This is a genomic window from Aliidongia sp. (assembly GCF_035943795.1).
Classification (GTDB): domain Bacteria; phylum Pseudomonadota; class Alphaproteobacteria; order ATCC43930; family CGMCC-115725; genus Aliidongia.
On record NZ_DASZBY010000110.1, the window covers coordinates 1 to 23,155 of the forward strand.

The 23,155-nt window shown below is 66.4% G+C and carries 26 protein-coding genes; 21 read left to right on the forward strand and 5 right to left on the reverse strand.

Annotation, left to right across the window (positions count from 1 at the left end):
• Positions 1-1,007 (forward strand): branched-chain amino acid ABC transporter substrate-binding protein (locus VGV37_RS21405; protein WP_326881795.1); only part of this gene is annotated, 1,007 nt, incomplete at its 5' end.
• Positions 1,008-1,121: 114 nt separating this feature from the next.
• Here the strand turns inward: VGV37_RS21405 and VGV37_RS21410 are convergent.
• The gene (locus tag VGV37_RS21410; RefSeq protein ID WP_326881796.1) at positions 1,122-1,568 is read right to left on the reverse strand and encodes a MucR family transcriptional regulator; all 447 of its coding nucleotides are present in this window, start codon (positions 1,566-1,568) and stop codon (positions 1,122-1,124) included.
• 452 nt (positions 1,569-2,020) lie between these two features.
• Between VGV37_RS21410 and glyA the strand changes: the two genes are divergently transcribed.
• The 8 genes from glyA to thiL all read left to right on the forward strand — a co-directional run bounded on the left by glyA (position 2,021) and on the right by thiL (position 8,656).
• Positions 2,021-3,334 (forward strand): serine hydroxymethyltransferase, encoded by a 1,314-nt coding sequence (gene glyA / locus VGV37_RS21415; protein ID WP_326881797.1) that lies wholly within the window; start codon positions 2,021-2,023, stop codon positions 3,332-3,334.
• Between the two features lie 88 nt (positions 3,335-3,422).
• On the forward strand, positions 3,423-3,884 hold the full coding sequence (nrdR, locus tag VGV37_RS21420; RefSeq protein ID WP_326881798.1) for a transcriptional regulator NrdR: 462 nt from the start codon (positions 3,423-3,425) through the stop codon (positions 3,882-3,884).
• Positions 3,885-3,911: 27 nt separating this feature from the next.
• On the forward strand, positions 3,912-4,991 hold the full coding sequence (ribD, locus tag VGV37_RS21425; protein WP_326881799.1) for a bifunctional diaminohydroxyphosphoribosylaminopyrimidine deaminase/5-amino-6-(5-phosphoribosylamino)uracil reductase RibD: 1,080 nt from the start codon (positions 3,912-3,914) through the stop codon (positions 4,989-4,991).
• Positions 4,992-5,004: 13 nt separating this feature from the next.
• Positions 5,005-5,598, forward strand: a complete 594-nt coding sequence (locus VGV37_RS21430; protein ID WP_326881800.1) for a riboflavin synthase — start codon at positions 5,005-5,007, stop codon at positions 5,596-5,598.
• Positions 5,595-6,716 carry a 3,4-dihydroxy-2-butanone-4-phosphate synthase gene (gene ribB, locus VGV37_RS21435; RefSeq protein ID WP_326881801.1) on the forward strand — a complete coding sequence of 374 codons (1,122 nt, stop codon included), beginning with the start codon at positions 5,595-5,597 and terminating at the stop codon, positions 6,714-6,716. Before VGV37_RS21430 ends, ribB begins: the two co-directional genes overlap by 4 nt.
• Positions 6,713-7,171 carry a 6,7-dimethyl-8-ribityllumazine synthase gene (gene ribH / locus VGV37_RS21440; RefSeq protein WP_326881802.1) on the forward strand — a complete coding sequence of 153 codons (459 nt, stop codon included), beginning with the start codon at positions 6,713-6,715 and terminating at the stop codon, positions 7,169-7,171. Before ribB ends, ribH begins: the two co-directional genes overlap by 4 nt.
• A complete protein-coding gene (nusB, locus tag VGV37_RS21445; RefSeq protein WP_326881803.1) occupies positions 7,168-7,653 on the forward strand; it encodes a transcription antitermination factor NusB in 486 nt (161 codons plus the stop codon). Before ribH ends, nusB begins: the two co-directional genes overlap by 4 nt.
• A gap of 10 nt (positions 7,654-7,663) precedes the next feature.
• On the forward strand, positions 7,664-8,656 hold the full coding sequence (thiL, locus tag VGV37_RS21450; protein ID WP_326881804.1) for a thiamine-phosphate kinase: 993 nt from the start codon (positions 7,664-7,666) through the stop codon (positions 8,654-8,656).
• Between the two features lie 44 nt (positions 8,657-8,700).
• Here the strand turns inward: thiL and VGV37_RS21455 are convergent, their stop codons facing one another.
• Positions 8,701-9,321, reverse strand: coding sequence for a TetR/AcrR family transcriptional regulator (locus VGV37_RS21455; RefSeq protein WP_326881827.1), 621 nt, complete (start codon positions 9,319-9,321; stop codon positions 8,701-8,703).
• 201 nt (positions 9,322-9,522) lie between these two features.
• Between VGV37_RS21455 and hpnH the strand changes: the two genes are divergently transcribed.
• From hpnH to VGV37_RS21480, 5 genes are all read left to right on the forward strand, one after another.
• On the forward strand, positions 9,523-10,677 hold the full coding sequence (hpnH, locus tag VGV37_RS21460; protein ID WP_326881805.1) for an adenosyl-hopene transferase HpnH: 1,155 nt from the start codon (positions 9,523-9,525) through the stop codon (positions 10,675-10,677).
• Between the two features lie 107 nt (positions 10,678-10,784).
• Complete coding sequence (locus VGV37_RS21465; RefSeq protein WP_326881806.1) at positions 10,785-11,537, forward strand: tetratricopeptide repeat protein; 753 nt, start codon at positions 10,785-10,787, stop codon at positions 11,535-11,537.
• Between the two features lie 108 nt (positions 11,538-11,645).
• Positions 11,646-12,077, forward strand: a complete 432-nt coding sequence (locus VGV37_RS21470) for a hypothetical protein (RefSeq protein WP_326881807.1) — start codon at positions 11,646-11,648, stop codon at positions 12,075-12,077.
• Between the two features lie 54 nt (positions 12,078-12,131).
• Positions 12,132-13,739 (forward strand): NAD(P)/FAD-dependent oxidoreductase, encoded by a 1,608-nt coding sequence (locus VGV37_RS21475; protein WP_326881808.1) that lies wholly within the window; start codon positions 12,132-12,134, stop codon positions 13,737-13,739.
• Between the two features lie 290 nt (positions 13,740-14,029).
• Positions 14,030-16,126: a sodium-translocating pyrophosphatase gene (locus VGV37_RS21480; RefSeq protein ID WP_414638060.1), complete on the forward strand. Its 2,097-nt coding sequence runs from the start codon at positions 14,030-14,032 to the stop codon at positions 16,124-16,126.
• A gap of 493 nt (positions 16,127-16,619) precedes the next feature.
• Here the strand turns inward: VGV37_RS21480 and VGV37_RS21485 are convergent, their stop codons facing one another.
• Both VGV37_RS21485 and VGV37_RS21490 read right to left on the reverse strand, forming a co-directional pair.
• Positions 16,620-17,378 carry an SDR family oxidoreductase gene (locus tag VGV37_RS21485; RefSeq protein WP_326881809.1) on the reverse strand — a complete coding sequence of 253 codons (759 nt, stop codon included), beginning with the start codon at positions 17,376-17,378 and terminating at the stop codon, positions 16,620-16,622.
• A gap of 102 nt (positions 17,379-17,480) precedes the next feature.
• Entirely contained in the window at positions 17,481-17,912 is a 432-nt protein-coding gene (locus VGV37_RS21490; protein WP_326881810.1) for an outer membrane protein assembly factor BamE, read from the reverse strand.
• Between the two features lie 155 nt (positions 17,913-18,067).
• Between VGV37_RS21490 and VGV37_RS21495 the strand changes: the two genes are divergently transcribed.
• The 7 genes from VGV37_RS21495 (at position 18,068) to VGV37_RS21525 (ending at position 22,532) form a co-directional block, all read left to right on the forward strand.
• Positions 18,068-18,658, forward strand: coding sequence for a ubiquinol-cytochrome C chaperone family protein (locus tag VGV37_RS21495; protein WP_326881811.1), 591 nt, complete (start codon positions 18,068-18,070; stop codon positions 18,656-18,658).
• A 36-nt stretch (positions 18,659-18,694) separates the two neighbouring features.
• On the forward strand, positions 18,695-19,279 hold the full coding sequence (locus VGV37_RS21500) for a DUF177 domain-containing protein (protein WP_326881812.1): 585 nt from the start codon (positions 18,695-18,697) through the stop codon (positions 19,277-19,279).
• 85 nt (positions 19,280-19,364) lie between these two features.
• Positions 19,365-19,547 carry a 50S ribosomal protein L32 gene (gene rpmF, locus VGV37_RS21505; RefSeq protein WP_326881813.1) on the forward strand — a complete coding sequence of 61 codons (183 nt, stop codon included), beginning with the start codon at positions 19,365-19,367 and terminating at the stop codon, positions 19,545-19,547.
• Positions 19,548-19,574: 27 nt separating this feature from the next.
• On the forward strand, positions 19,575-20,621 hold the full coding sequence (plsX, locus tag VGV37_RS21510; RefSeq protein WP_326881814.1) for a phosphate acyltransferase PlsX: 1,047 nt from the start codon (positions 19,575-19,577) through the stop codon (positions 20,619-20,621).
• A gap of 13 nt (positions 20,622-20,634) precedes the next feature.
• Positions 20,635-21,597: a beta-ketoacyl-ACP synthase III gene (locus tag VGV37_RS21515; protein WP_326881815.1), complete on the forward strand. Its 963-nt coding sequence runs from the start codon at positions 20,635-20,637 to the stop codon at positions 21,595-21,597.
• 108 nt (positions 21,598-21,705) lie between these two features.
• A complete protein-coding gene (locus VGV37_RS21520) occupies positions 21,706-22,035 on the forward strand; it encodes an integration host factor subunit alpha (RefSeq protein ID WP_326881816.1) in 330 nt (109 codons plus the stop codon).
• Positions 22,036-22,037: 2 nt separating this feature from the next.
• Positions 22,038-22,532 carry a MerR family transcriptional regulator gene (locus tag VGV37_RS21525; RefSeq protein ID WP_326881817.1) on the forward strand — a complete coding sequence of 165 codons (495 nt, stop codon included), beginning with the start codon at positions 22,038-22,040 and terminating at the stop codon, positions 22,530-22,532.
• On the opposite strand, the gene VGV37_RS21530 is transcribed toward VGV37_RS21525, so the two are convergent.
• Complete coding sequence (locus tag VGV37_RS21530; protein ID WP_326881818.1) at positions 22,507-23,094, reverse strand: TetR/AcrR family transcriptional regulator; 588 nt, start codon at positions 23,092-23,094, stop codon at positions 22,507-22,509. The two genes, VGV37_RS21525 and VGV37_RS21530, sit on opposite strands and share 26 nt — an antisense overlap.
• Between the last annotated feature and the right edge of the window lie 61 nt (positions 23,095-23,155).

Below are 23,155 nucleotides of genomic sequence, written 5' to 3' on the forward strand. Positions count from 1 at the left end.
ACGCAGCCTTCGGCGAGCAGCTGAAGAAGGGCGCCGAGCAAGCGGTCGCCGACATCAACGCCAAGGGCGGCGTGCTGGGCCAGAAGCTGGTGCTGACGGTCGGCGACGACGCGTGCGATCCGAAGCAGGCGGTTGCCGTCGCCAACCAGATGGCGTCCAAGGGCGTGATCTTCGTGGCCGGCCATTTCTGCTCCGGCTCGTCGATCCCGGCTTCGGCCGTGTACAACGAGGCGGGCATTCTGCAGATCACGCCGGCTTCGACCAACCCGGCGCTGACCGAAGACGCCGCCAAGAAGAAGTGGGACAACGTCTACCGGACCTGCGGTCGCGACGACCAGCAGGGCGTGGTTGCGGGCAAGTATCTGGTCGACCATTACAAGGGCAAGCCGATCGCCATCCTCGACGACAAGTCGGCCTATGGTAAGGGCTTGGCCGACGAGACCACGAAGACGGCCAATGCCGGCGGCCTGAAGGAAGCGATCCACGAGTCGATCACGGCGGGCGACAAGGACTTCACTGCGCTCATCTCCAAGATGAAGCAGGCGAACGTCGAGGCGATCTACTTCGGTGGCTACCAGACCGAGGCGGGCCTGCTGGTCCGTCAGGCACGCGAGCAGGGCCTGAAGGCCACGCTGATCTCGGGCGACGCCCTGCCGACGACCGAGTTCTGGGGCATCACCGGCCCGTCGGGCGAAGGCACCTTGTTCACCTTCGCGCCCGATCCGCAGAAGAAGGCGAGCGCCAAGGCGATCGTCGACGAGTTCAAGAAGACGGGCTACGAGCCGGAAGGCTACACGCTCTACACCTATGCCGCGATCCAGGTGTTCGCGGCGGCGGCCGAGAAGGCGAAGTCGGTCAAGTTGCCGGACCTGGTCAAGGAACTGCACAGCCAGACCTTCGACACGGTGATCGGCCCGATCAAGTATGACGCGAAGGGCGACATCACCCAGGGCGGCTTCGTCGTCTGGCAGTGGCACGACGGCAAGTACGGCGAGCTGAACGGCTAGTTCCGGACCAGGCTTTCCGGCGGTTCGCCGCCGGAAAGCCTTTCGGAGAGCCAGGCGCAAAGAAAAGGCCCGGTGGAGCGATCCGCCGGGCCTGTTTTCTTTGGTGCGCGACGGCTATTTCTTCGCCGGCCGACGCCCGGAGGTCCGACCGGCGCCGCGGCCGAGGCCGATTTCCTTGGCGAAGGCCGATCGCTGGGCCGCGTAGTTCGGTGCCACCATCGGATAATCCGGCGGCAAGCCCCACTTCGAACGATAGTCGTCCGGCGTCATGTTATAAGTCGAGCGCAGATGCCGCTTCAGCATCTTCAATTTCTTGCCGTCTTCAAGACAGATCAGGTAATCCGGTGTAATGGATTTCTTGACCGGCACGGCTGGCTTTGCGGGCTCGGTCTTTAGTTCCGGAGGGGCGCCGTCCAGCCCGCGGAGCGAGTGGTAGACGGCATTGATCACTTCGGGTAGCTGAATCGTCGGCAAACTATTGTTGCTAACGTAAGCGGCAACCACGTCTGCAGTCATCCGCATCAGCCCATCTTCCGTGGCCTTTTCCATCGGCTTCTCCATCTAGCGTAAGCTTCCCAAAAAAATTTCTTATATTAAAGCATAGTTGCAGAGCGATTTCTTGCTGTCAACGGATGCTTCGATGAAGATTAGAGCATCTTGATTTGGCGATGCAATCGAACCGACGAACTGAACGACGAGATTTGCGCCAAGTCCAAATGCCGACATCTGCTATAGATGGTTTTCCAAGATACGATTCACTCGTTTCAAGCGATTGATGGTCGTGCGTAGGTTGTCGAGGGCCGGCCACTGCGCGATGACCGGAAAAATCGACATGTGCTGCAAGCGCATCCCTGCTTCTTGGGGCGCACTACCCTCATTCTTCAACATGTGGTATCCAACCGTCCTGTCAGTCGAGGAGCCGGGGCGGCTGTTCGGCTGACCCGAAACCGCCCCCAAACGCCTCGATCCCGACCGAATGAGGTTCGGGGCGATTTCAAGCGAAGGCTCGATCGATGACCCTGCACAAGCTCGCCGCCGGTGGACACCCGGATGCTTTCTTCACCGCCGGCCTGGCCGAGGCTGATCCGGAATTGTATGGCACTATCGTCGACGAACTGGGCCGTCAGCGGCATGAAATCGAACTGATCGCGTCCGAGAATATCGTCTCGCGCGCGGTGCTTGAGGCCCAGGGCTCGGTCCTAACCAACAAATATGCCGAGGGCTATCCAGGCAAGCGCTACTACGGCGGCTGCGAATATGTCGATGTGGCCGAAGCGCTGGCGATCGATCGGGCCAAGCGCCTGTTCGACTGCAAGTTCGCCAACGTGCAGCCCCATTCGGGCGCGCAGGCGAACCAGGCGGTATTCATGGCGCTGCTGCAGCCGGGCGATACCATTCTCGGCATGTCGTTGGCCGCCGGTGGCCACCTGACCCACGGCGCTCCGGTCAACCAGTCGGGCAAGTGGTTCAAGGCGGTGCCCTATGGCGTCACGCCGGACAGCCATCTCATCGACTATGACGAGGTGCGCCGGCTGGCGCTCGAGCACAAGCCGCGCCTGATCATCGCGGGCGGCTCGGCCTATCCGCGCATCATCGATTTCGCCCGCTTCCGTGCCATCGCCGACGAGGTCGGGGCCTATTTCATGGTCGACATGGCGCATTTCGCAGGATTGGTCGCCGGCGGCGCCCATCCGAGCCCGCTGCCGCACGCCCATGTCGTCACGACGACGACCCACAAGACGCTGCGCGGCCCGCGCGGCGGCATGGTGCTGTCGAACGACGAGGACCTGGGCAAGAAGATCAATTCCGCCGTGTTCCCGGGTCTGCAGGGCGGTCCGCTGATGCATGTCATCGCTGCCAAGGCGGTGGCGTTCGGCGAGGCGCTGCGTCCCGACTTCAAGGCCTATGCCCAGGCGGTCGTGACCAATGCCAAGATCCTGGCCGAAACCCTGGTCGGCCGCGGGCTCGCCATCGTTTCGGGCGGCACGGACACCCATCTGATGCTGGTCGACCTGCGGCCGAAGCGTCTGACCGGCCGCGATGCCGAGAAGAGCCTCGAGCGGGCTTTCATCACCTGCAACAAGAACGGCATCCCGTTCGATCCGGAAAAGCCGATGGTGACCTCGGGTGTGCGCCTCGGCACGCCCGCCGGCACGACGCGCGGGTTCGGCCCGGCAGAGTGGCAGCAGATCGGCGAGCTGATCGGCGACGTGCTCGATGGTCTGGCCGCCAGCAACAGCACCGACAATGAAGTGGCCGAGCGCAAGGCGCGCGAACAGGTCGAGGCTTTGTGCAAACGCTTCCCGATCTATTCCGCGCTCGACTGAACGTCAGGCCGTCCCTCCAGACCAAGGATGGACGGCCTTTTTGCATCGAGGTCCGCCGGTGGCGACGGACCGGAAGGGGTAGGACCGGATGCGCTGTCCATTCTGCGGCTTCGACGATACCCAGGTTAAGGATTCGAGGCCGACCGACGATCGCTCCGCGATCCGTCGCCGACGTTTCTGCACCAATTGCGCCGCGCGCTTCACGACCTTCGAACGCGTGCAGCTGCGCGAACTGACCGTGGTCAAGAAGACCGGTCAGCGCGAGCCGTTCGACCGGGACAAGCTCGCGCGCTCGATCTATATTTCGCTGCGCAAGCGGCCGGTCGAGGGCGAGCGGGTCGAGCGGGTCATCAATTCGATCGTCCGCCAGCTCGAAAGCTCGGGCGAGTCCGACGTGCCGACCGAGACGATCGGCTCGCTGATCATGGAGGCGCTGGCCAATCTCGACCAGGTCGCCTACATCCGCTTCGCCAGCGTCTATCGCGATTTCCGCGAGGCGAAGGATTTCGGCGAGTTCGTCGGCCGCTTCCCGGCGGAAGACCGCGAGTAGGCTTCGGGGATGGATGACGTCGGCCATATGCGGTCCGCCCTGGCGCTTGCCCGGCGCGGGTTGGGCCGCGTCGCGCCCAACCCGGCGGTCGGCTGTGTCCTGGTGCGCGACGGCATCGTGGTCGGGCGTGGCTGGACCCAGCCGGGCGGGCGCCCCCATGCCGAGACCGAGGCGTTGCGCCGGTCCGGTGCGGCCGCCGCGGGCGCCGTCGCCTATGTGACGCTGGAGCCCTGCGCCCATCACGGCTCGACCCCGCCCTGTGCCGACGCGCTGATCGCCGCCGGCGTGTCCCGCGTCGTGGTGGCGATCGAGGATCCGGATCCGCGCGTTGCCGGGCGCGGGCTGGCGCGGCTCCGCGCCGCCGGCATCGGGGTCGAGGTCGGCCTGTGCGCCGACGAGGCGCGCCAGCTCAACGCCGGCTTCCTGAAGCGCATCGAGTTCGGCCGACCGCTGGTCACCTTGAAACTCGCGAGCTCGCTCGACGGCAAGATCGCGACCCATACCGGCGAAAGCCAATGGATCACCGGCGAGGCCGCGCGCAATCTGGGCCACATGCTGCGCCGCCAGCATGACGCCGTCATGGTCGGCAGCGGCACGGTGCTGGCGGACGATCCGGAACTGACCGTGCGCTTGCCCGGCCTGGCCGACCCGCCGCCGCTGCGGATCGTCGTCGACGGCCGCCTGCGCACGCCGCTGACCGCCAAGCTCGTGGCCGCCGCCACCCGCGTGCCGACCCTGATCGTGACGCTCGCCGGTGGCGATCCGCTGCGTGCCGGCGCGTTCCGCGATTGCGGCGTCACCGTGCTGGAGGTCCCGGCGGATGGGGAGGGCAACGTCGATCTCCACAGGGCATTGCAGGCGCTCGCCAGGCACGGCCTGACCCGAATCCTGGTCGAGGGCGGGGCTACCCTCGCGGCCTCGCTGCTGCGCGCCGGGCTGGTCGATCGGCTCGCCTGGTTCCGCTCCGCCGGGCTGATCGGCGGCGACGGCTTGGACGCGGTGAAGCCGTTCGGCGTCGACCGCCTTGCCGAACAGGCATTGGGCACCCGCTTGTCCGTCATGCGCTTGGGCCAAGATCTGCTGGAAACCTTCGCCCTCAACGCCTAGGTTCTGGGCCATCATGTTCACTGGCATCATCACCGACGTCGGCCGTGTCCTGGCGATCCAGCCGGACGGCGACCCGCGCTATCGGATCGAAACGCGCTACGACACCGGGCGCATCGCGCTGGGCGCATCCATTTCCCATTCCGGCGTCTGCCTGACCGTGATCGAGACCGGTCCCGGCTGGTTCGACGTCCAGGTCTCGGCCGAGACGCTGGGTCTGACCACGGTCAAGCATTGGCAGGTCGGCACGCGCATCAACCTCGAAAGCGCGCTCAAGGTCGGCGACGAACTGGGCGGGCACATCGTCTCGGGCCATGTCGACGGCATCGGGCGGATCGTCGAGCGCCGGGCGGAGAACGAGTCCGTGCGCTTCGCCATCGAGGTGCCGCCGGCGCTGGAACGCCTGATCGCGCGCAAGGGTTCGGTCGCGATCGACGGTGTGTCGCTGACGGTGAACGAGGTCGACGGCACCAGGTTCGGCGTCAACGTCATTCCCCATACCCAGCAATGGACCACGTTCGGCGAGGCGTCGGTCGGCCAGGAGGTCAATCTCGAGGTCGACATGCTGGCCCGCTACGTGGCGCGCCTGCTGGGCAAGGATCTGCCATGAGCTTCACCGAGATCGTCTCGCCGATCGCCGACATCATCGAGGATGCGCGCAACGGGCGCATGTTCATCCTGGTCGACGACGAGGATCGCGAGAACGAGGGCGACCTGGTCATTCCGGCCCAGATGGCGACGCCCGAAGTCATCAACTTCATGGCCAGGTACGGTCGCGGCCTGATCTGCCTGGCATTGCCGCGCCAGCGGGTCGAGGACCTGAAGCTGCCGCTGATGCCGCAGCACAACAGCTCGCGCCTGCAGACCGCCTTCACCGTGTCGATCGAGGCCAAGGACGGTGTCACGACCGGCATTTCGGCGTCGGACCGGGCGCGCACGATCGCGGTCGCGATCGACCCGACCAAGAGCCCGTCCGACCTGGTGACGCCGGGCCATGTATTTCCGCTGATGGCGCGCGACGGCGGCGTGCTGGTCCGAACCGGCCATACCGAGGCGGCGGTCGATATCGCGCGGCTCGCCGGCCTGAACGCCTCGGGCGTGATCTGCGAGATCATGAACGACGACGGCACCATGGCGCGCCGGGCCGACCTCATCGCCTTCGCCCAGCAGCATGGCATGAAGATCGGGACGATCGCCGACCTGATCGCCTATCGCCGCCGCCACGAGCGCACGATCGAGCGCTCGCTCGAGAGCGTCATCGACAGCCAGTCCGGCGGCCATTTCAAGGCGCTCGTCTACGTCAATCAATTGAACTATTCGGAGCATCTGGCCCTGGTGAAGGGCGACGTCGCCTCGGGTGAGCCGGTGCTGGTGCGCATGCATGCGCTCAACATTCTCGACGATGTGCTCGGCTGCGGCCTGTCCGGCCGTGGCGGAGAGCTCGCAGGTGCCATGCGGATGATCGACGAGGCCGGCCGCGGTGTCATCGTGCTGATCCGCGAGCCGAGCCCGACGGCGCTGTCCGATCAGGTCAAGGCGCGGCTCGGTCGCGGCGAACCGTCGTCGGAACTGCGCGACTATGGCATCGGCGCCCAGATCCTGCTCGATCTCGGCGTCTCCCGGATGGTGCTGCTGACCAATACCAAGAAGACCGTGGTGGGATTGGAGGGCTACGGCCTGACCATCGCCGACCAGAAACCGATTCCGTTGCCGAAAGTAAACTCATGAGCCAGCCCCATATCCTGATCGTCGAGGCGCCCTATTATGCCGAGCTCGCCGCCGAGCTGCGCGCTGGCGTGGTCGAGGCGCTGGACGCCGCGGGTGCCACTTACGAGACCCTCGCCGTCCCCGGCGCCTTCGAGGTCCCGGCGGCCATCGCCCATGCCGCCGGCCTGTTCCGCGACGATGATGTCGACTGCCCGTATGACGGATTCTGCGCGCTGGGATTCGTGATCCGCGGCGAGACGACCCATTTCGACCTGGTCAGCGAGGCCGCGACCAAGGCGCTGCAGGATCTGGCGGTGCGCGACGGGCTCGCCATCGGGTATGGCATCTTCACCGCCGAGAACGACGACCAGGCCTGGGCGCGGGCGCGCCGGACCGACAAGAACAAGGGGCGCGAGGTCGCCGAAGCCTGCCTGGCCATGGTCGGGGTCAAGGCCCGCTTCCAGGCGACCGCATGATGGAAGAGGCGAAAAAGCCGCGCCCGGCCAAGTCCGGGAACAAGCGCAGCGCCTCGCGGCTCGGCGCCGTGCAGGCGCTCTACCAGGTCGAGATGACCGGCGTGACGCCCAATGTCGTCGTGGTCGAATACGTCAAGCATCGCCTGGGCCAGGAAATCGACGGGGACACGTTCCTGCCGGCCGATGCCACCCTGTTCGAGGAACTGGTCCAGGGCACGGTCGAGCGCCAGGCCGAGCTCGACGGCCTGGTCGGTCCGGCGCTGGCCGCCGACTGGCCGCTCGAGCGGCTGGAGATGATCCTGCGCGCGATCCTGCGCGTCGCGACCTTCGAACTGGCCCACCGCATCGACGTGCCGGTCAAGGTGGTCATCACCGAATATGTCGACATCGCCCACGCCTTTTTCGCCGGCAAGGAACCAGGCCTGATCAATGGCGTGCTCGACAAGCTGGGCCGACAATTGCGCCCGACCGAGTGGAACTGAACCGCCGATCATGACCGATCCGGCCGCCAAGCCCGCGTCGCTGGGCGAGTTCGGCCGGATCGCCCGGTTCTTCGCGCCCCTGGCTGCCGGTGCCCCCGGCGCCCTGGGCCTGACCGACGACGCGGCGCTGGTCGATTGTCCCGCCGGCGAGCGGCTGGTCGTGACCGTGGACGCGATGGTCGAGGGCGTGCATTTCCTGGTCGGCGATCCGCCGGACCTGGTGGCGCGCAAGCTGGTCCGGGTCAATCTGTCCGACCTCGCCGCCATGGCGGCCCGGCCGGTGGGTTATTTCCTGACGACGGCCTTGCCCAAAAGCCGGGGCGACGATTGGCTCGCGGGGTTCGCCGCGGGGCTGGCGCAGGACCAGGCGGAGTTCGGCATCACGCTTTTGGGCGGCGACTCGGTCTCGACCCCGGGGCCGGTCAGCCTGACCCTGACCGCGCTCGGCCGTGTCGCAGTCGGTGCCGAAGTCCGGCGCGGTGGCGCCCGTCCGGGCGACCTCGTGTTCGTGTCCGGCACGATCGGCGACGGCGCGCTCGGGCTCGACGCCGCGCAGGGCAAGCTCGACGGGGTGCTGGACCCGGCGGATGTGGCGTTCCTCGCCGACCGCTACCGCCTGCCGCGGCCCCGCGCCGACCTGGGACCACGGCTCTCGGGGCTGGCCTGCGCGATGATGGACGTGTCGGATGGGCTCGTGGGCGATCTCGGCCATATCTGCGACGTCTCCGGTGTTGCCGGTGTGATCGAGGCGGCCAAGGTGCCGCTGTCGGCCGCTGCCGCACGGCTGCCCGATCGCCTGGAGACGGTGCTGACCGGCGGCGACGATTACGAACTGCTGTTCACCGCCCCGCCGGAGCGACAGGGCGCCATCATGGCCGCGGCCGCTGCGGCGAGTGTGCCGGTCACCGTGATCGGCCGGATCGAGGCCGGGCAGGGCGTGCGGGTGCTAGACGGCGCAGGCCGAGAGGTCACGCTCAACGGTGTCGGCTGGCGGCACTTTTGAATGGGTGTGAAGCTCGGCGGCCGTCCTCGCAAGGGCGCGCCCGCCTAACCCTCTTCACTCTCCGCGAAGAAATAGCTGCCCAGCAGCTTCTTCATCTCGCCCACGACCCGGTCGCGTTCCTCGACGGTCGGCTGGTCGAGCGCGTAGGCCAGCAGGCGGTCGCCGGCTTCGGTCACGATGCGCAGGCGCAGGTCCAGCTCCGGCGTCGACTCGATGCCGAGCCCGTCGACCATGAAGCCCTTCACCATGCCGGCAAGGCCGCCTTCGGGCGCGGAATGACCTTCGCGGGCGGCGGAGCTCACGTAGCGGCCGCCATAGGCGATCGTCTTGAAGTCAGGCCGTTCGTCGAGGAAGGTCACGAAGGCATCGATGACCGCGCCGAGCAGGCCGGGGCCGTCTTCCGGCGGGCTGAACATCAGGCCCTGGATCAACAGGCCCTGGAAATCCTCGAGGTGCCGAGCGGCGATGGCATCGACGATGGCCTGCTTGTCCGGAAAGAAGCGATAGAGCGCGCCGACCGAGACCTCGGCCTCGCCGGCGATCATGCCGGTCGTCACGTCCTCGAGCGGCACGCCGCGGCCGAGCAGGCGCGAGGCGGCGGCGAAGATCCGCTGTACCGTCTCCTGGCTGCGCTCCTGCGAGGGGCTGCGGCGCGCGCCGACCATGCGCACGTCACCGGCCTCTCCCGCGGTACCTTGATCTGCTTTCGCCCTGGCCATGCGCTTCCTATATCGTTGCAGCGCGCCCGCCGCAATTGACAGAAGCCATATCGCTGTGCAAAAACGCGAATACGACATCGCGTTCGTGATGCCGTCCAGCCCCGGGATGATCTTATATCATCGGGGCCCGAAACGAGGAGGTCCCCGGTGGGCATATCGCTCTTGCAGACCGTGAAGGTTGGCAGCTACGTCGTGAAGCAGCATCTGATGCGCAACAAGCGGTATCCGCTCGTGCTCATGCTAGAGCCGCTGTTTCGCTGCAACCTCGCCTGCAACGGCTGCGGCAAGATCGATTATCCCGATCCGATCCTGAACCAGCGCCTGTCGGTCGAGGAGTGTCTGGGTGCCGCCGACGAGTGCGGCGCGCCGGTCGTGTCCATTGCCGGCGGCGAGCCGCTGCTGCATCGCGACATGCCGAAGATCGTCGAGGGCCTGATCGCCCGCAAGAAGTTCATCTACCTCTGCACGAACGCGCTGCTGCTCGAGAAGAAGCTCGACCAGTACACGCCCAGCCCCTACCTGACGCTGTCGGTCCATCTCGACGGCGGCCTGGAAGAGCATGACCACGCGGTCAGCCAGGAAGGCGTCTACGTCAAGGCCGTGGCGGCGATCAAAGCCGCGAAGGCCAAGGGCTTCCGCGTCACGATCAACACCACCCTGTTCGACGGCGCCGATCCGGAAAAGGTCGCGGCCTTCTTCGACGACGTCGAGGCGATGAAGATCGACGGCATCATGGTCTCGCCGGGCTATGCCTACGAGCGGGCGCCGGACAAGGACCATTTCCTCAACCGCACCAAGACGAAGCAGCTGTTCCGCGACATCCTGAAGCGTGGCGAAGGCGGCAAGAAATGGGGCTTCAATCTGTCGCCCCTGTTCCTGGATTTCCTGGCCGGCAACCAGACCTATCATTGCACGCCCTGGGGCAATCCGGCGCGCACCGTGTTCGGCTGGCAGCGCCCGTGCTACCTGCTGGGCGAGGGCTATACCAAGACCTACAAGGAATTGATGGAGACGACCGACTGGGACGCCTACGGCACCGGCAACTATGAAAAATGCGCCGACTGCATGGTCCATTCGGGCTACGAGGCGACCTCGGTCACCGACACGATCAAGCACCCGCTGAAGGCCGCGCTTGTGGCGATTCGGGGCGTCAAGACCGACGGCGCGATGGCGCCGGACATCTCGCTGGCCAACCAGCGCCCGGCCGAATTCGTCTTCTCGCGCCATGTCGAAGAGAAGATGGCCGAGATGTCCCATAAGCCCAAGGGCGCGCTCGAAGTCGCACACGACGCGGCGGAGTGAGGGTCCGGGCCGCGCGATTCCGTTCGCGCGGCCCGACATTCTCTATGGAAATTGAACCGATGGTTGTGAGAAGATGACGGTAGTGTCATCCGCTCAGGCTCTCTTTCATGCCGCTTTACCTTGTCGTCATCGTCCTGCAGGTCGTTTGCGTCATCCATGTCGTCAAGACCGGTCGCAACCAGATCTGGATCTATGTCCTGGTCCTGCTGTCGTTGGCCGGCATCGCTGCCTATCTCATCGCCGAACTGCTGCCCGACCTGCTGGGCGGGCGTGGAGCCCGTCGCCTGGCCGCCGGCACGGCGAAGCGCCTCGACCCCGGCCGCGGCGCGCGCCGCCGCGCCGCAGACCTCGACATGGCCGAGACGGCGGAGAACAAGCGTCTGCTGGCAGAGGAATATCTCGGTCTCGGCCGGATCGAGGAAGCGGTCGGCCTCTATGAGAGCGCGCTGACCGGTCCCCATGCCGACGATCCGACCCTGTGGCTGGGCCTCGCCAGGGCGCAGCATCAGTGTGGCGATGCCGAGGCGGCGCTGCATGCGCTCGATCGGCTGAGGAACGCGGACGCCGATTTCCAGTCGGCGGAAGGCCATCTGATCTACGCCTGCAGCCTGGAAGCGCTCGGGCGCGACGGCGAGGCCCTGGTCGAGTACGAAGCGATTTCGGCCTATTTCCTGGGCGAGGAGGCCCGCTGCCGCCATGCCTTGCTGCTGCTCAAGTGCGGGCGGATCGAGCATGCGCGCAGCATCCTCGACGAGATCGTCAAGCGGGCGGCGCGCGGCACCCGGCGCTACCGCCGCGAGCAGGCGGAATGGATCGAGATCGCGCGACAGACCATCGCGCGCCAGGCAGTGCCGGCCTGACCCGCGACGGCCGGTCGCAACCGCCGAGCGCCCGTTCTAAACCATCTGGTCAGCATTCCCGGGGTATCGAGACGGGCTAGCCCGTTCCCTGCTGGAAAGTTCATGCCGATGGGCCGCTTCCTTCGCTGCTTGCTCCTGATCCTGGTCGTCGTTTGCGAGATTTCGGGCGCCCCCGCCCATGCCGCCGAGGGCGGTGGCGCGTCCAGCTCCGACACGCCGGTGTTCGTCAAGATGCCGGGCATCGCCTTCTCGGTCATCGGCAGCAACAACAAGATCCAGAAGGAAATTCAGCTGCTGATCAGTCTGGAGCTCGAGAAAGGCAAGGTCGAGGCGGCACTCGATCCGTTCAAGCGGCGACTGCAGGATGCCTATCTGGTGTCGCTCGCCGACATGTGGGAATCACGGCCAGCCGACGCGCCGCCGGTCTCGGGCGACGAGATCAAGGACAAGCTGCTGCAGATCACCACCGACACTGCCGGTCCCGGCATCGTCAAGAGCGTGCTGATCCTCGGGATCGGCGAGCGCTCGCACGCGCGTTGACGGCCGCCCCCGAACGCCTGCTCTATGGCGCCCGGAAGCGGGGCAGGGCACGCCATGCGGCAGCAGGACGTTATCATCATCGGCGGCGGTCATAACGGCCTGGTCGCCGCGGCCTATCTGGCGGCCGGTGGGCTTTCGGTAAAGGTCCTGGAGCGCCAGCCGGTCGTCGGCGGTGCCGCCGTCACCGAGGAATTCCATCCGGGTTTCCGCAATTCGGTGGCGTCCTACACGGTCAGCCTGCTTTCGCCCAAGATCATCGCCGATCTGGAACTGTCGGCCCACGGCCTCAGGATCGTCGACCGCAAGGTGCAGAACCTGCTGCCGCTGCCCGATGGACGCGTGCTCCGCATGCATCTGGATGCGGCGGCGACTCGGGCGGAGGTCGCCCGGTTCTCCACCGCCGATGCCGCCCGGCTCGGCGCGTTCGGCCGGCGGCTGGACCGGATCGCCGAAATTGTCCGTCGCCTGTGGCTGAAGACGCCGGCCAATCCTGGCCGCGGTCTCGGCGGCTGGCTGCCGGCGCTCGAGGCGGCTGGCCTGGCTCATGGCCTCGATCGCGAGTCGCAGCGCGATCTGCTCGAACTGGTCGGCTCCAGCGCCGGCGACGTGCTCGACCGCTGGTTCGAGAGCGAGCCGATCAAGGCCGTGCTGGGTTTCGACAGCATCGTCGGCAATTACGGCAGCCCCTATTCGCCGGGCTCCGCCTACGTGCTGCTGCACCACGTGGTCGGCGAGGTCAACGGCCGGCGCGGCGGCTGGGGGCACGCGCTGGGCGGCATGGGCGCGATCACGCAAGCCATGGCCCGCGCTGTCGCGGCGCGCGGCGGCGAGATCGAGACCGGTGCCGCGGTCGCGGAGGTGCTGACCGAGCGCGGACGGGCCGCCGGCGTCGTGCTGGCCGATGGGCGGGTGCTGCGTGCCCGGGCGGTGGTGTCCAACCTCAATCCCAAGCTGCTGTTCCGCGATCTGATCGATCAGGCCGTGGTGCCGGCCGACTTCGCCGCGCGCATGCAGGCCTGGCGCTGCCGCTCCGGCACGTTCCGGATGAACGTGGCGTTGGATCGCCTGCCGGAATTTACCGCAGCGCCCAACCGCGACGGTATGGACCACCTGACAGCCGGCATCATCCTGGCGCCCTCGCTCGGCTACATGGATCGCGCCTATGCCGATGCGCGAGCATTTGGCTGGTCGCGCGAGCCGATCGTCGAGATGCTGATCCCCAGCACCCTGGACGACAGCCTGGCGCCCCCGGGCCGTCACGTCGCCAGCCTGTTCTGCCAGCATGTGGCGCCGGAATTGCCGGATGGCCGCTCCTGGGACGACGCGCGCGAGACGGTCGCCGACCTGATGCTGGATACGGTCGAACGCTATGCGCCCGGCTTCAGGGTTTCGGTGCTGGGCCGGCAGATTCTGAGCCCGCTCGATCTCGAACGACGGTTCGGCCTGCTGGGCGGCGACATCTTCCACGGCCAGCTGGTGCTCGACCAGCTGTGGGCGGCTCGACCAACCCTGGGGTTCGGAGACTACCGCACACCTGTCCCGGGCCTCTACCAGTGCGGGTCCGGCACCCATCCGGGCGGGGGCGTCAGCGGCGCGCCAGGGCACAATGCCGCGCGCGAAATTCTGAGGGATTTCCGCCGCGGCCGCCTCGGTCGCCCATAGGACGCGCCCGCGGCCATCAGCGTCCGCAGGGCGTGTCACACGAACGCGGCAAGCTCGCATCTGCGAAGAGCGCGAGATCGTTTTTGTGCAACTGCGAAATAAATTTGATCGAATACCGGCGTGATTGTTTGAACGGCGCAGTAAAGGCGCCGCCGAATCCGTACGGTCATTGTGCCGCCTTTCCCGTTCTGATATTGCAAAACTGTTTGGTCTGCTTGCCTGTATGCACCACGGCCGCTTCGTTCTGCCGGCCGTCGCCCTCCAAAACAACGAATAAGAGGCTTCGCGGCATGGTCATGACGAATTGGATCATTATCGTTTGCGGTGCAATCGCCTTGCTGTACGGCCTGATCGCCGGGCGGCAGGTGCTGGCGACCGATGCGGGGAACGCCCGCATGCAGGAGATCGCCGCCGCCATCCAGGAAGGTGCGCGCGCCTACCTCAACCGCCAATACCGCACGATCGCCATCGTCGGCGTCGTCATCTGCATCATCCTGGGCCTGACCCTCGGTCTCAAAGTCGCGATCGGCTTCATCATCGGCGCGGCGCTGTCGGGCCTCGCCGGTTACATCGGCATGAACGTCTCGGTCCGCGCCAACGTGCGCACGGCGCAGGCCTCGCGCGGCGGCCTTGCCGCCGGCCTCGCGGTCGCCTTCAAGGCGGGCGCCATCACCGGCATGCTGGTGGTCGGCTTGGGCCTGCTCGGCGTCGCGATCTATTACTTCGTGCTGCGCAGCATCGTGCCGGACACCGACCTGCGCTCGGTGCTGGAGGCGCTGCTGGGCCTGTCGTTCGGTGCGTCACTCATCTCGATCTTCGCGCGGCTGGGCGGCGGCATCTTCACCAAGGGCGCCGACGTCGGCGCCGATCTGGTCGGCAAGGTCGAGGCCGGCATTCCCGAGGATGATCCGCGCAACCCGGCGGTCATCGCCGACAACGTCGGCGACAATGTCGGCGACTGCGCCGGCATGGCGGCGGATCTGTTCGAAACCTATGTCGTGACCGTGGTCGCGACCATGCTGCTGGGCTTCATCTTCTTCACCGGGGCGGCACGCGACACGGTCATGCTGCTGCCGCTGCTGGTCGGCGCAGTCTGCATCGTGGCCTCCGTCGTCGGCACCTATTTCGTGCGGCTCGGCAGCAGTCAGAACATCATGGCCGCGCTCTACAAGGGCCTGGTCGCGACCGGCGTGCTGTCGGCGGCGCTCATCGCCTATGTGATCAGCGACCAGGTGGGCTTCGGCAATTCGCTGACCACCGCGGCCGGACTGGTGATCACCGGCAAGGACCTGTTCGTCTGCTCGATCGTGGGCCTGGCCGTCACCGGCCTCATCGTCGTCATCACCGAATATTACACGGCGACGAACTATCGGCCGGTCCGCTCCATCGCGAAATCCTCGACCACAGGCCATGGCACCAACGTCATCCAGGGCCTGGCGATCTCGATGGAATCGACGGCGCTGCCGGTGCTGGTCATCTCGGCCGGCATCATCGTCTCCTACGTGACCGCCGGTCTCTACGGCATCGCGTTCGCCGCGACCACCATGCTGGCGCTGGCCGGTATGATCGTGGCGCTCGATGCCTACGGCCCGGTGACGGACAATGCCGGCGGCATCGCCGAAATGTCGGACCTGCCCAAGGACGTGCGCAAGACGACCGACGCGCTCGACGCCGTCGGCAACACGACCAAGGCGGTGACCAAGGGTTATGCCATCGGTTCGGCCGGCCTCGCCTCGCTCGTGCTGTTCGCGGCCTATACCGAGGACCTCAAGACCTACTTCCCGGAACTCGCGGTCAGCTTCGCCCTGCAGAATCCCTATGTCGTGATCGGCCTGTTCATCGGTGGCCTGCTGCCCTACCTGTTCGGCAGCATGGGCATGACCGCCGTCGGGCGCGCGGCCGGCTCGGTCGTGGTCGAGGTGCGCCGGCAGTTCAAGGAGATCCCCGGCATCATGGAAGGCACCGCCAAGCCTGACTATGGCAAGGCGGTCGATCTGCTGACCAAGGCGGCGATTGGCGAGATGCTGGTGCCCTCGCTGCTGCCGGTGCTGGCGCCGGTCGTGCTCTATTTCGTGATCGACGCGGTCGCGGGCCAGAGCGAGGCCTTCAGCGCCTTGGGTGCCATGCTGCTGGGCACCATCGTCACCGGCCTGTTCGTCGCCATCTCGATGACCTCGGGCGGCGGCGCCTGGGACAATGCCAAAAAGTACATCGAGGAAGGCCACCACGGCGGCAAGGGTTCCGAAGCCCACAAGGCCGCGGTGACCGGCGACACGGTCGGCGATCCCTACAAGGACACCGCCGGTCCGGCCGTCAACCCGATGATCAAGATCATCAACATCGTGGCGCTGCTGCTGCTGGCGATCCTGGCCGCTCACCACCACTGACGAGCCCATCGAACGAGGCGGCCCCTGGAGGCGACTCCGGGGGCCGTTTCGTTGCTGACCTCGATTAATGTTTGCGGAGATATAGCACGTGATCAGTGCTGAGGAAGTTCGAGCTCTCGTCCGGCAAGAACTTTTGCTGCTCGAACCATCCCTTCGAGCATGCGTGGAGGTTCTGCTCGTCGATCCCCATCCTGTTGACAGACAATGGGACTATGGAGATGCGTCTTACCCGTGCTGGACTATATTGGAGCACCAAACGTCGGGTACGGGCATCGGATATTGCGAAATGGGCTTCGGTCCTAAATGCCCATGGGGGCTTATTTGGTTGGAAGATAAAGTTGGAAATGAGGGGAGGTCGAGCATTGGCCCGGATTCATCCTGGTTCCCATCTCTTGGAAAGGCCTTCCTCGACTCGTTTGCGGCTTAGGTCACGCTTTCAATAGACCTGCGTCTTGGTTCAAAGCGGCTACGACTATGGCCACGATCTTCGTTTTCAGCGACCGCCGCCGATTTCCAGGATCGTTCCGGTGGTATAGGACGCGGCCGGCGACAGCAGCCACAGCACGCCCTCGGCAACCTCCTCCGGGGTGCCTGCGCGCTGCATCGGGATGCCGGGCGCCATGCGCTCGGCCCGGTCGGGGGCACCGTTCGTCGCATGCAGGTCGGTTTCGATCAGACCGGGCGCCACGGCGTTGACCCTGACGCCTTCGGCGGCGATCTCCCGGGCAAGGCCGATGGTGAAGGTATCGATGGCGCCCTTGGTCGCGGCGTAATGCACCCATTCCCCGGCGCCGCCGGTGCGGGACGCCAGCGACGAGACGTTGACGATGGCGCCGCCGGTGCCGCCATGGCGCGTCGACAGCCGTCGGACGGCCTCCCGCGCGCACAGGATGGTGCCCGCGACGTTTAGCGCCAGCACCCGAGCCAGCGGTTCGGCGCCGAGCTCGTCGATCCGGGCGAACCCGCCGGTGATGCCGGCATTGTTGACCAGGCCGCCCAGGGGTCCCAGCCGGTCCTCCGCCGCCCGGAACAGCGCCAGGATGTCGGCCTCCCGGCTGACGTCGCCCTGGATCGCCTCGGCGGTGCCACCGGCCTCGCGAATCGCGGCGACCACGGAGCCGGCGGCTACCTCATCGCGCGCGTAATTGACGGCGACGCGCCAGCCATGACGGCCGGCGAGCAGGGCCACGGCGGCGCCGATGCCGCGGCTGGCGCCGGTGATGATCAGGGTGGCTGGAAAGGGCTGGGTCATGACGGCTCCGACAGAGGGCCGATCAATCTGCCTCGCGGTGCCGCACCGCTCAAGCGGGGAACCGCCGGATCGGGCGCAGCCAGAGAACGGTCGCCGGCGGTGCTAGCCGCCGGTCTTCTTCTTGTCGTCGCTGCTGGAGAACTTGCCGAAGTTGCCGAGCAACTGCTCGATCAGCGACAGTTCCTTGCCCGAGGCGGGCGTCGTGCGCGGGATCATGGCCACGTCCGTATCGTTATTGTCCTGCTGCTGGAAGGACTTGACCACGCCGGTATCGTCGAACTGGACGACATAGATGGTCTGGCCGGTCAGCTGCGGTTCGGACAATGCGTCACGCACGGAGCGGCGGGCGATGTAATACCAGGTGCCGGTATCGAACGTGCTGATGTTCGACGGCGAGCCCAGCAGGTGAGTCACCTCCACCTTGGTGGTCTTGCCGGGCACGACCTGCGCCACCGCTTCCGGGTCGGGCAGATTGCCCCGCAATTCGACGGGCGGACTGCACGCGGCAAGCGCCAGCGGCGCCGCTGCGGCCAATGCAAGCCAGACCCCACGCGATGCGTGAGAGCGGCGGCGAATGAAATTCTGTATATCGGCACCCATTTGCGGCAATAGGTGCCCGTTCCGGTACCCACCTGTCAATTCCCGCGATGGCCCGAACCACCGGTCCGTCGCCGAAAACCCGAGGTCCCATGGCTTTCGCCCGCCTATTCGGCCACCCGCCCGAGAAGATCGCCGCCGCCGCCGTCCATCGCGCCGCCGTCGATCAGGCCCGGCTCGTGCCGTTCTATGCCGACCACGGCGTGCCAGACACGCTCGACGGCCGATTCGAAATGATCGTGCTCCATGCCTTCCTGGTGCTGCACCGCCTGAGCGCGCATCCGGAGGCGCAGAAGTTCGGCCAGGCGCTCTACGACGTGCTGTTCGGCGACATGGACCGGGCACTGCGCGAGATGGGGACGGGCGACCTGTCGGTCGGCAAGCAGGTGAAGCGCATGGCCGAAGGCTTCGCCGGGCGCATCAAGGCCTACCGCGACGGGCTGGCCGGTACCGGCGACCTGCGCGAGGCGCTGCGCCGCAATCTCTACGGCACGGCCAGCCCGCGCGAAGAGGATCTCGACTTCATGGCCGCGTATCTGCAGTGCCAGGTGGCCGAGCTGGCCGGGCAGGATGCCGCGGCGATCACCGCAGGCACAGCCGTCTTCGCCGCACCCCGAGGCGGGCCGCATGAGGCCCCTGCGAGGAATCCTCTCGACGGAACGGCCGCGAAGACCGATCTATAGGGTTCATTCATCCAAGCCTGCTGCCGAGAGCGCGTCATGCCTGCCGCCGACCAAACGCCATCTCCGCTCGAAGGAGCGCCGGAATTCTCGCATCCGATCTCGGCCTCGCGGCTGGGGTTCAAGCCGTCGACCTATCGGTTGCGGGCGAACGAGGCCGAGCGCGCGGCGCTGGCCCGCCGGTTCGACCTGATCTCGCTCGACCGGTTCGAGGCGACCGTGACCCTGAAGCGCGAGCCGGGCGATGCGGTCCGCTTCGACGGCGAGATTGAAGCCGAATTCGTCCAGGCCTGCGTCGTCACGACCGATCCGGTGCCGGCTAGGATCGCGGATCGCTTCACGCTCATCTACCGTCCGGACATCGACGAGGCGACCGCCGACCAGATGGCCCTAGACAATCCGGAAGATGAGATCATCGAGCCGCTCATAGGTGACTCGATTGACATTGGTGAAGCAGTCGCGCAACAATTGTCGGTCGCCATGGATCCTTACCCTAGGGTCGTGGGCGCTCAATCTTCGACCGCGTCGGCGAAAGCCCTCGGGGAAGAAGGCGACGAAGCCGGTGCCCCGATGGCGCGACGCAATCCCTTTGACGCCTTGGCGGCGCTCAAAAAGCAGAGCTGACGTTTCCGCGGTTGCGGGACCAGGCGTTTTTGTATAGATACCGCCGGCCGTCCGGCGGTGCCCTCAACTTTACGAGTTCGTTACGATGGCCGTTCCGAAGAAAAAGACCTCCAAGTCGCGCCGCAACATGCGCCGCTCGCACGATGCATTGGCGCCGAGCAGCTATGCCGAATGCTCCAACTGCGGCGAGCTGAAGCGCCCGCATCACGTCTGCGGCTCGTGCGGCCAGTACGACGGTCGTGAAGTCACCGCAGCCGAAGCCGTCTGATCCCAGCTTGAGGCCGGTCTTCCTGTCTTGAGCAAGGAACTCACCATCGCTCTGGACGTCATGGGCGGCGATCAAGCGCCGGACATGGTGTTGAAGGGCGCGGAGATCGCCTTGGTGCGGTTTCCGCAGGTCCGTTTCCTGCTCTACGGCGACGAGCTCCGGATCAACCCGCAGCTCGAGAAGCTGCTGCGCCTGAAGGCGGCTTCCACAGTCATGCATGCGGAAGACGTCATCACCGGCGATGCGAAGCCGGCGGCGGCGCTTCGCGGCGGCCGGCGCTCGAGCATGCGGCTCGCGATCGATGCGGTGGCCGAGGGCAAGGCCGGTTGCATCGTGTCGGCCGGCAATACCGGCGCGCTGATGGTCATGGCCAAGATGGTGCTGAAGATGCTGCCGGGAATCGAACGCCCGGCGATCGCCCAGTTCCTGCCGACCATGCGCGGCGAGACCGTGCTGCTCGACCTTGGTGCCAACATCGAGTGCGATGCCGAGAACCTCGTCCAGTTCGCGCTGATGGGCGATGCCTTCGCGCGGGCCGTGCTGGGCCTGGTCAAACCGACCGTCGGCCTGCTGAACGTCGGCTCGGAAGAGGCGAAGGGCAACGATGCGGTGCGCGAGGCGGCGGTTCGCCTCAAGGCCGGCATCCCCGGCATCACCTATCATGGTTTCGTCGAGGGCAACGATATCGCGGCCGGCACGGTCGACGTCATCGTCACCGACGGTTTCAGCGGAAATATTGCGCTGAAAGCGATGGAGGGCGTGGTCAAGCTGTTTTCCAGCTTCACCCGATCCGCGTTCAAAAGCTCGCTCCTGGCCCAGATCGGCTATTTGTTCGCCCGGCCGGCCTTGAATAAAATGCGGGATCGGCTCGATCCGAGGCGCTATAATGGCGCCATGCTGCTTGGCCTCAACGGAATCGTGGTCAAGAGTCATGGCGGGTCCGACGCGGTCGGCTTCGCCAACGCGATCGGCGTTGCGGTCGACCTTCAGGTGAACGGCTTCCTCGATCAGATCCGTGAAGAATTGGCCGTGCTGCGCGGGCCAGAGATTCCGCCGCAGAGTGCGACCGTCTAGCCTTCGAGAGATCATGCCCCTTCGTTCTGTCGTTCTCGGTTGCGGTGCCTACCTGCCGTCGCGCATCGTCACCAACGAAGAATTGGCGACCCGGGTCGACACGACGGACGAATGGATCGTCCAGCGCACCGGCATCCGCCAGCGCCATGTCGCGGCCGAGGGCGAATTCACGTCCGACCTGGCGATCGCCGCCGCGCGCAACGCGCTCGCCCATGCCGGCATCGGCGTCGACGAACTCGACCTGGTCATCGTGGCGACCGCCACCCCCGACAATACCTTTCCGGCGACCGCAACCAAGGTGCAGCACAAGCTGGGTATGAAGCGCGGCTTCGCCTTCGACGTACAGGCGGTGTGCTCCGGCTTCGTCTATGCGCTGGGCGTCGCCGACAATTTCATCAAGGCCGGTCAGGTCAAGACCGCGCTGGTGATCGGTGCCGAGACCTTCTCGCGCCTGCTCGACTGGAACGACCGCCAGACCTGCGTGCTGTTCGGCGACGGCGCCGGTGCCGTGGTGCTGCGGGCCGAGGACACCGATCAGCGCGGCATCCTGTCGACCCACCTCCATTCCGACGGCGACAATTACGAGCTGCTCTATGTCGACGGCGGGCCGTCCTCGACCGGCACGGTCGGCCACCTGCGCATGGAAGGCCGCAAGGTCTTCGTCCACGCCGTGCAAAGGCTGGCCGAAGTGGTCGACGAGGCACTGTCGGCCCAGCAGCTGACCGCGCGCGACATCGATTGGCTGGTGCCGCACCAGGCCAACAAGCGCATCATCGATGGGGTCGGCAAGAAACTCGGCCTCGACCCGGCCCGGGTGGTCGTGACGGTCGATCGGCACGCCAATACCTCGGCCGCCTCCATTCCGCTGGCCTTGGCCGAGGCGGTCCATGACGGTCGGATCAAGCGCGGCGAGCTGGTGCTGCTGGAAGCCATGGGCGGCGGCTTCACCTGGGGTTCGGCGCTGATCCGCTGGTGACCGGGCGGCAAAAGCCGTCTGCCTCGAAAAACTCACCGCTATACCTTTGACCTTGCACGGTTTCGTCATTAAGTTTGCACTTCGGACAACGTCTGGAGGGCTTGAGCCATGACCGGCGGTACCGTTACGCGTGCCCAGCTGAGCGAAGCCGTCTACCAAGAGGTCGGCCTGTCGCGCAACGAGTCGGCCGATCTGGTCGAAACCGTCCTGGGCGAGATCTCGGATGCGCTGTCGCGCGGCGAAATGGTCAAGATTTCTTCCTTCGGCAGCTTCGCGGTGCGCCAGAAGGGCGAACGGGTCGGGCGTAATCCCAAAACCGGCGAGGAAGTGCCGATCGAGCCGCGCCAAGTGTTGGTGTTCCGGGCGAGCCACGTGCTCAAGGACCAGATCAACACGACGCTCGCCAAGGCCAGCGGCAAGCCGGGCCGGAAGGCCTGAGCATGTCTGACCCCTTGCGCACCGACGGCGACGAGCCGGCGCGCCGGGTGGTCAAGTCTGCGACCGCTTTCCGCACGATCAGCGAGGTCGCGGACGAGCTCGACGTGCCGCAGCACGTGCTGCGCTTCTGGGAAACCAAGTTCCCGCAGATCCGGCCGCTGAAGCGGGGCGGCGGGCGACGCTATTACCGTCCCGAGGATGTCGAGCTGCTGCGCCGGGTGGCCAAGCTGCTCTATCAGGAGGGCTATACCATCAAGGGCGTGCAACGCTTGCTGCGCGAGGGTGCGCTCAAGCCGGGCGCCGGGCCGTCCTATGAAGAGATGGCCCTGCCGCTCGGTCTCGAAGAACTCGATGCCGATCTGGTCGTGCCGGACGAGCCGGAGCCCGTCGCGAAGCCAACGAGCCGCCGCCGCGCGCTCGACGCGACCACGCGCGAGGTGCTGGGCGACCTGCTGGTCGAACTCGAAGCCATCAAGGCGCTGCTGACGCCGCGCTGAGCCGGCCCGGCACCAGCCGGGCCAGATCGCCGGCGAACGCCGCGTCGAGCGGCTCGTCCATCATCAATCGATACCACAGCGCCCCATAGATCGCGGCAACCGCGGCGGTCAACGCCGCCGGATCCGCGCCGATCCGCCGTTCCAGCACCGCGCGCAGCGCGGCGCGACGCGGCTCGATCAGACGTTCCTTGAGCAGGCTGCGGAACGCGACATCGCTCTGGGCCTCCGCCATCAGGTGACGCAGCGTGTCGCCGGTCCGCCCGACGGCGGCGAAGACGCGGACGAGGAAGCCTTCGAGATCGTCATCCGCCAACGGCGGTGCCGACCAATCAATGTCCCGGCGCGCATGGTCGGCCAGCGCGTCGAGGATCAAGGCCGGCTTGCTGTCCCAGCGCCGGTAGAGCGTCTGCTTGCCGACGCCGGCCTGCCGCGCGATCAGCGCGGTGGTCACGTCGTGATAGCCATGGCGATCCAGCAGCTGACGGGTAGCGGCCAGGATAGCCGGGCCGGCCTGTTCGTCGCGCGGTCGGCCCGGCCTGGCGTTTGATGTCGGGTCGCTCATCGGAAAATCATAGCCGGCTATTGCGGAACCACAAGTCTCGAATTATATAGGAACCGTTGGT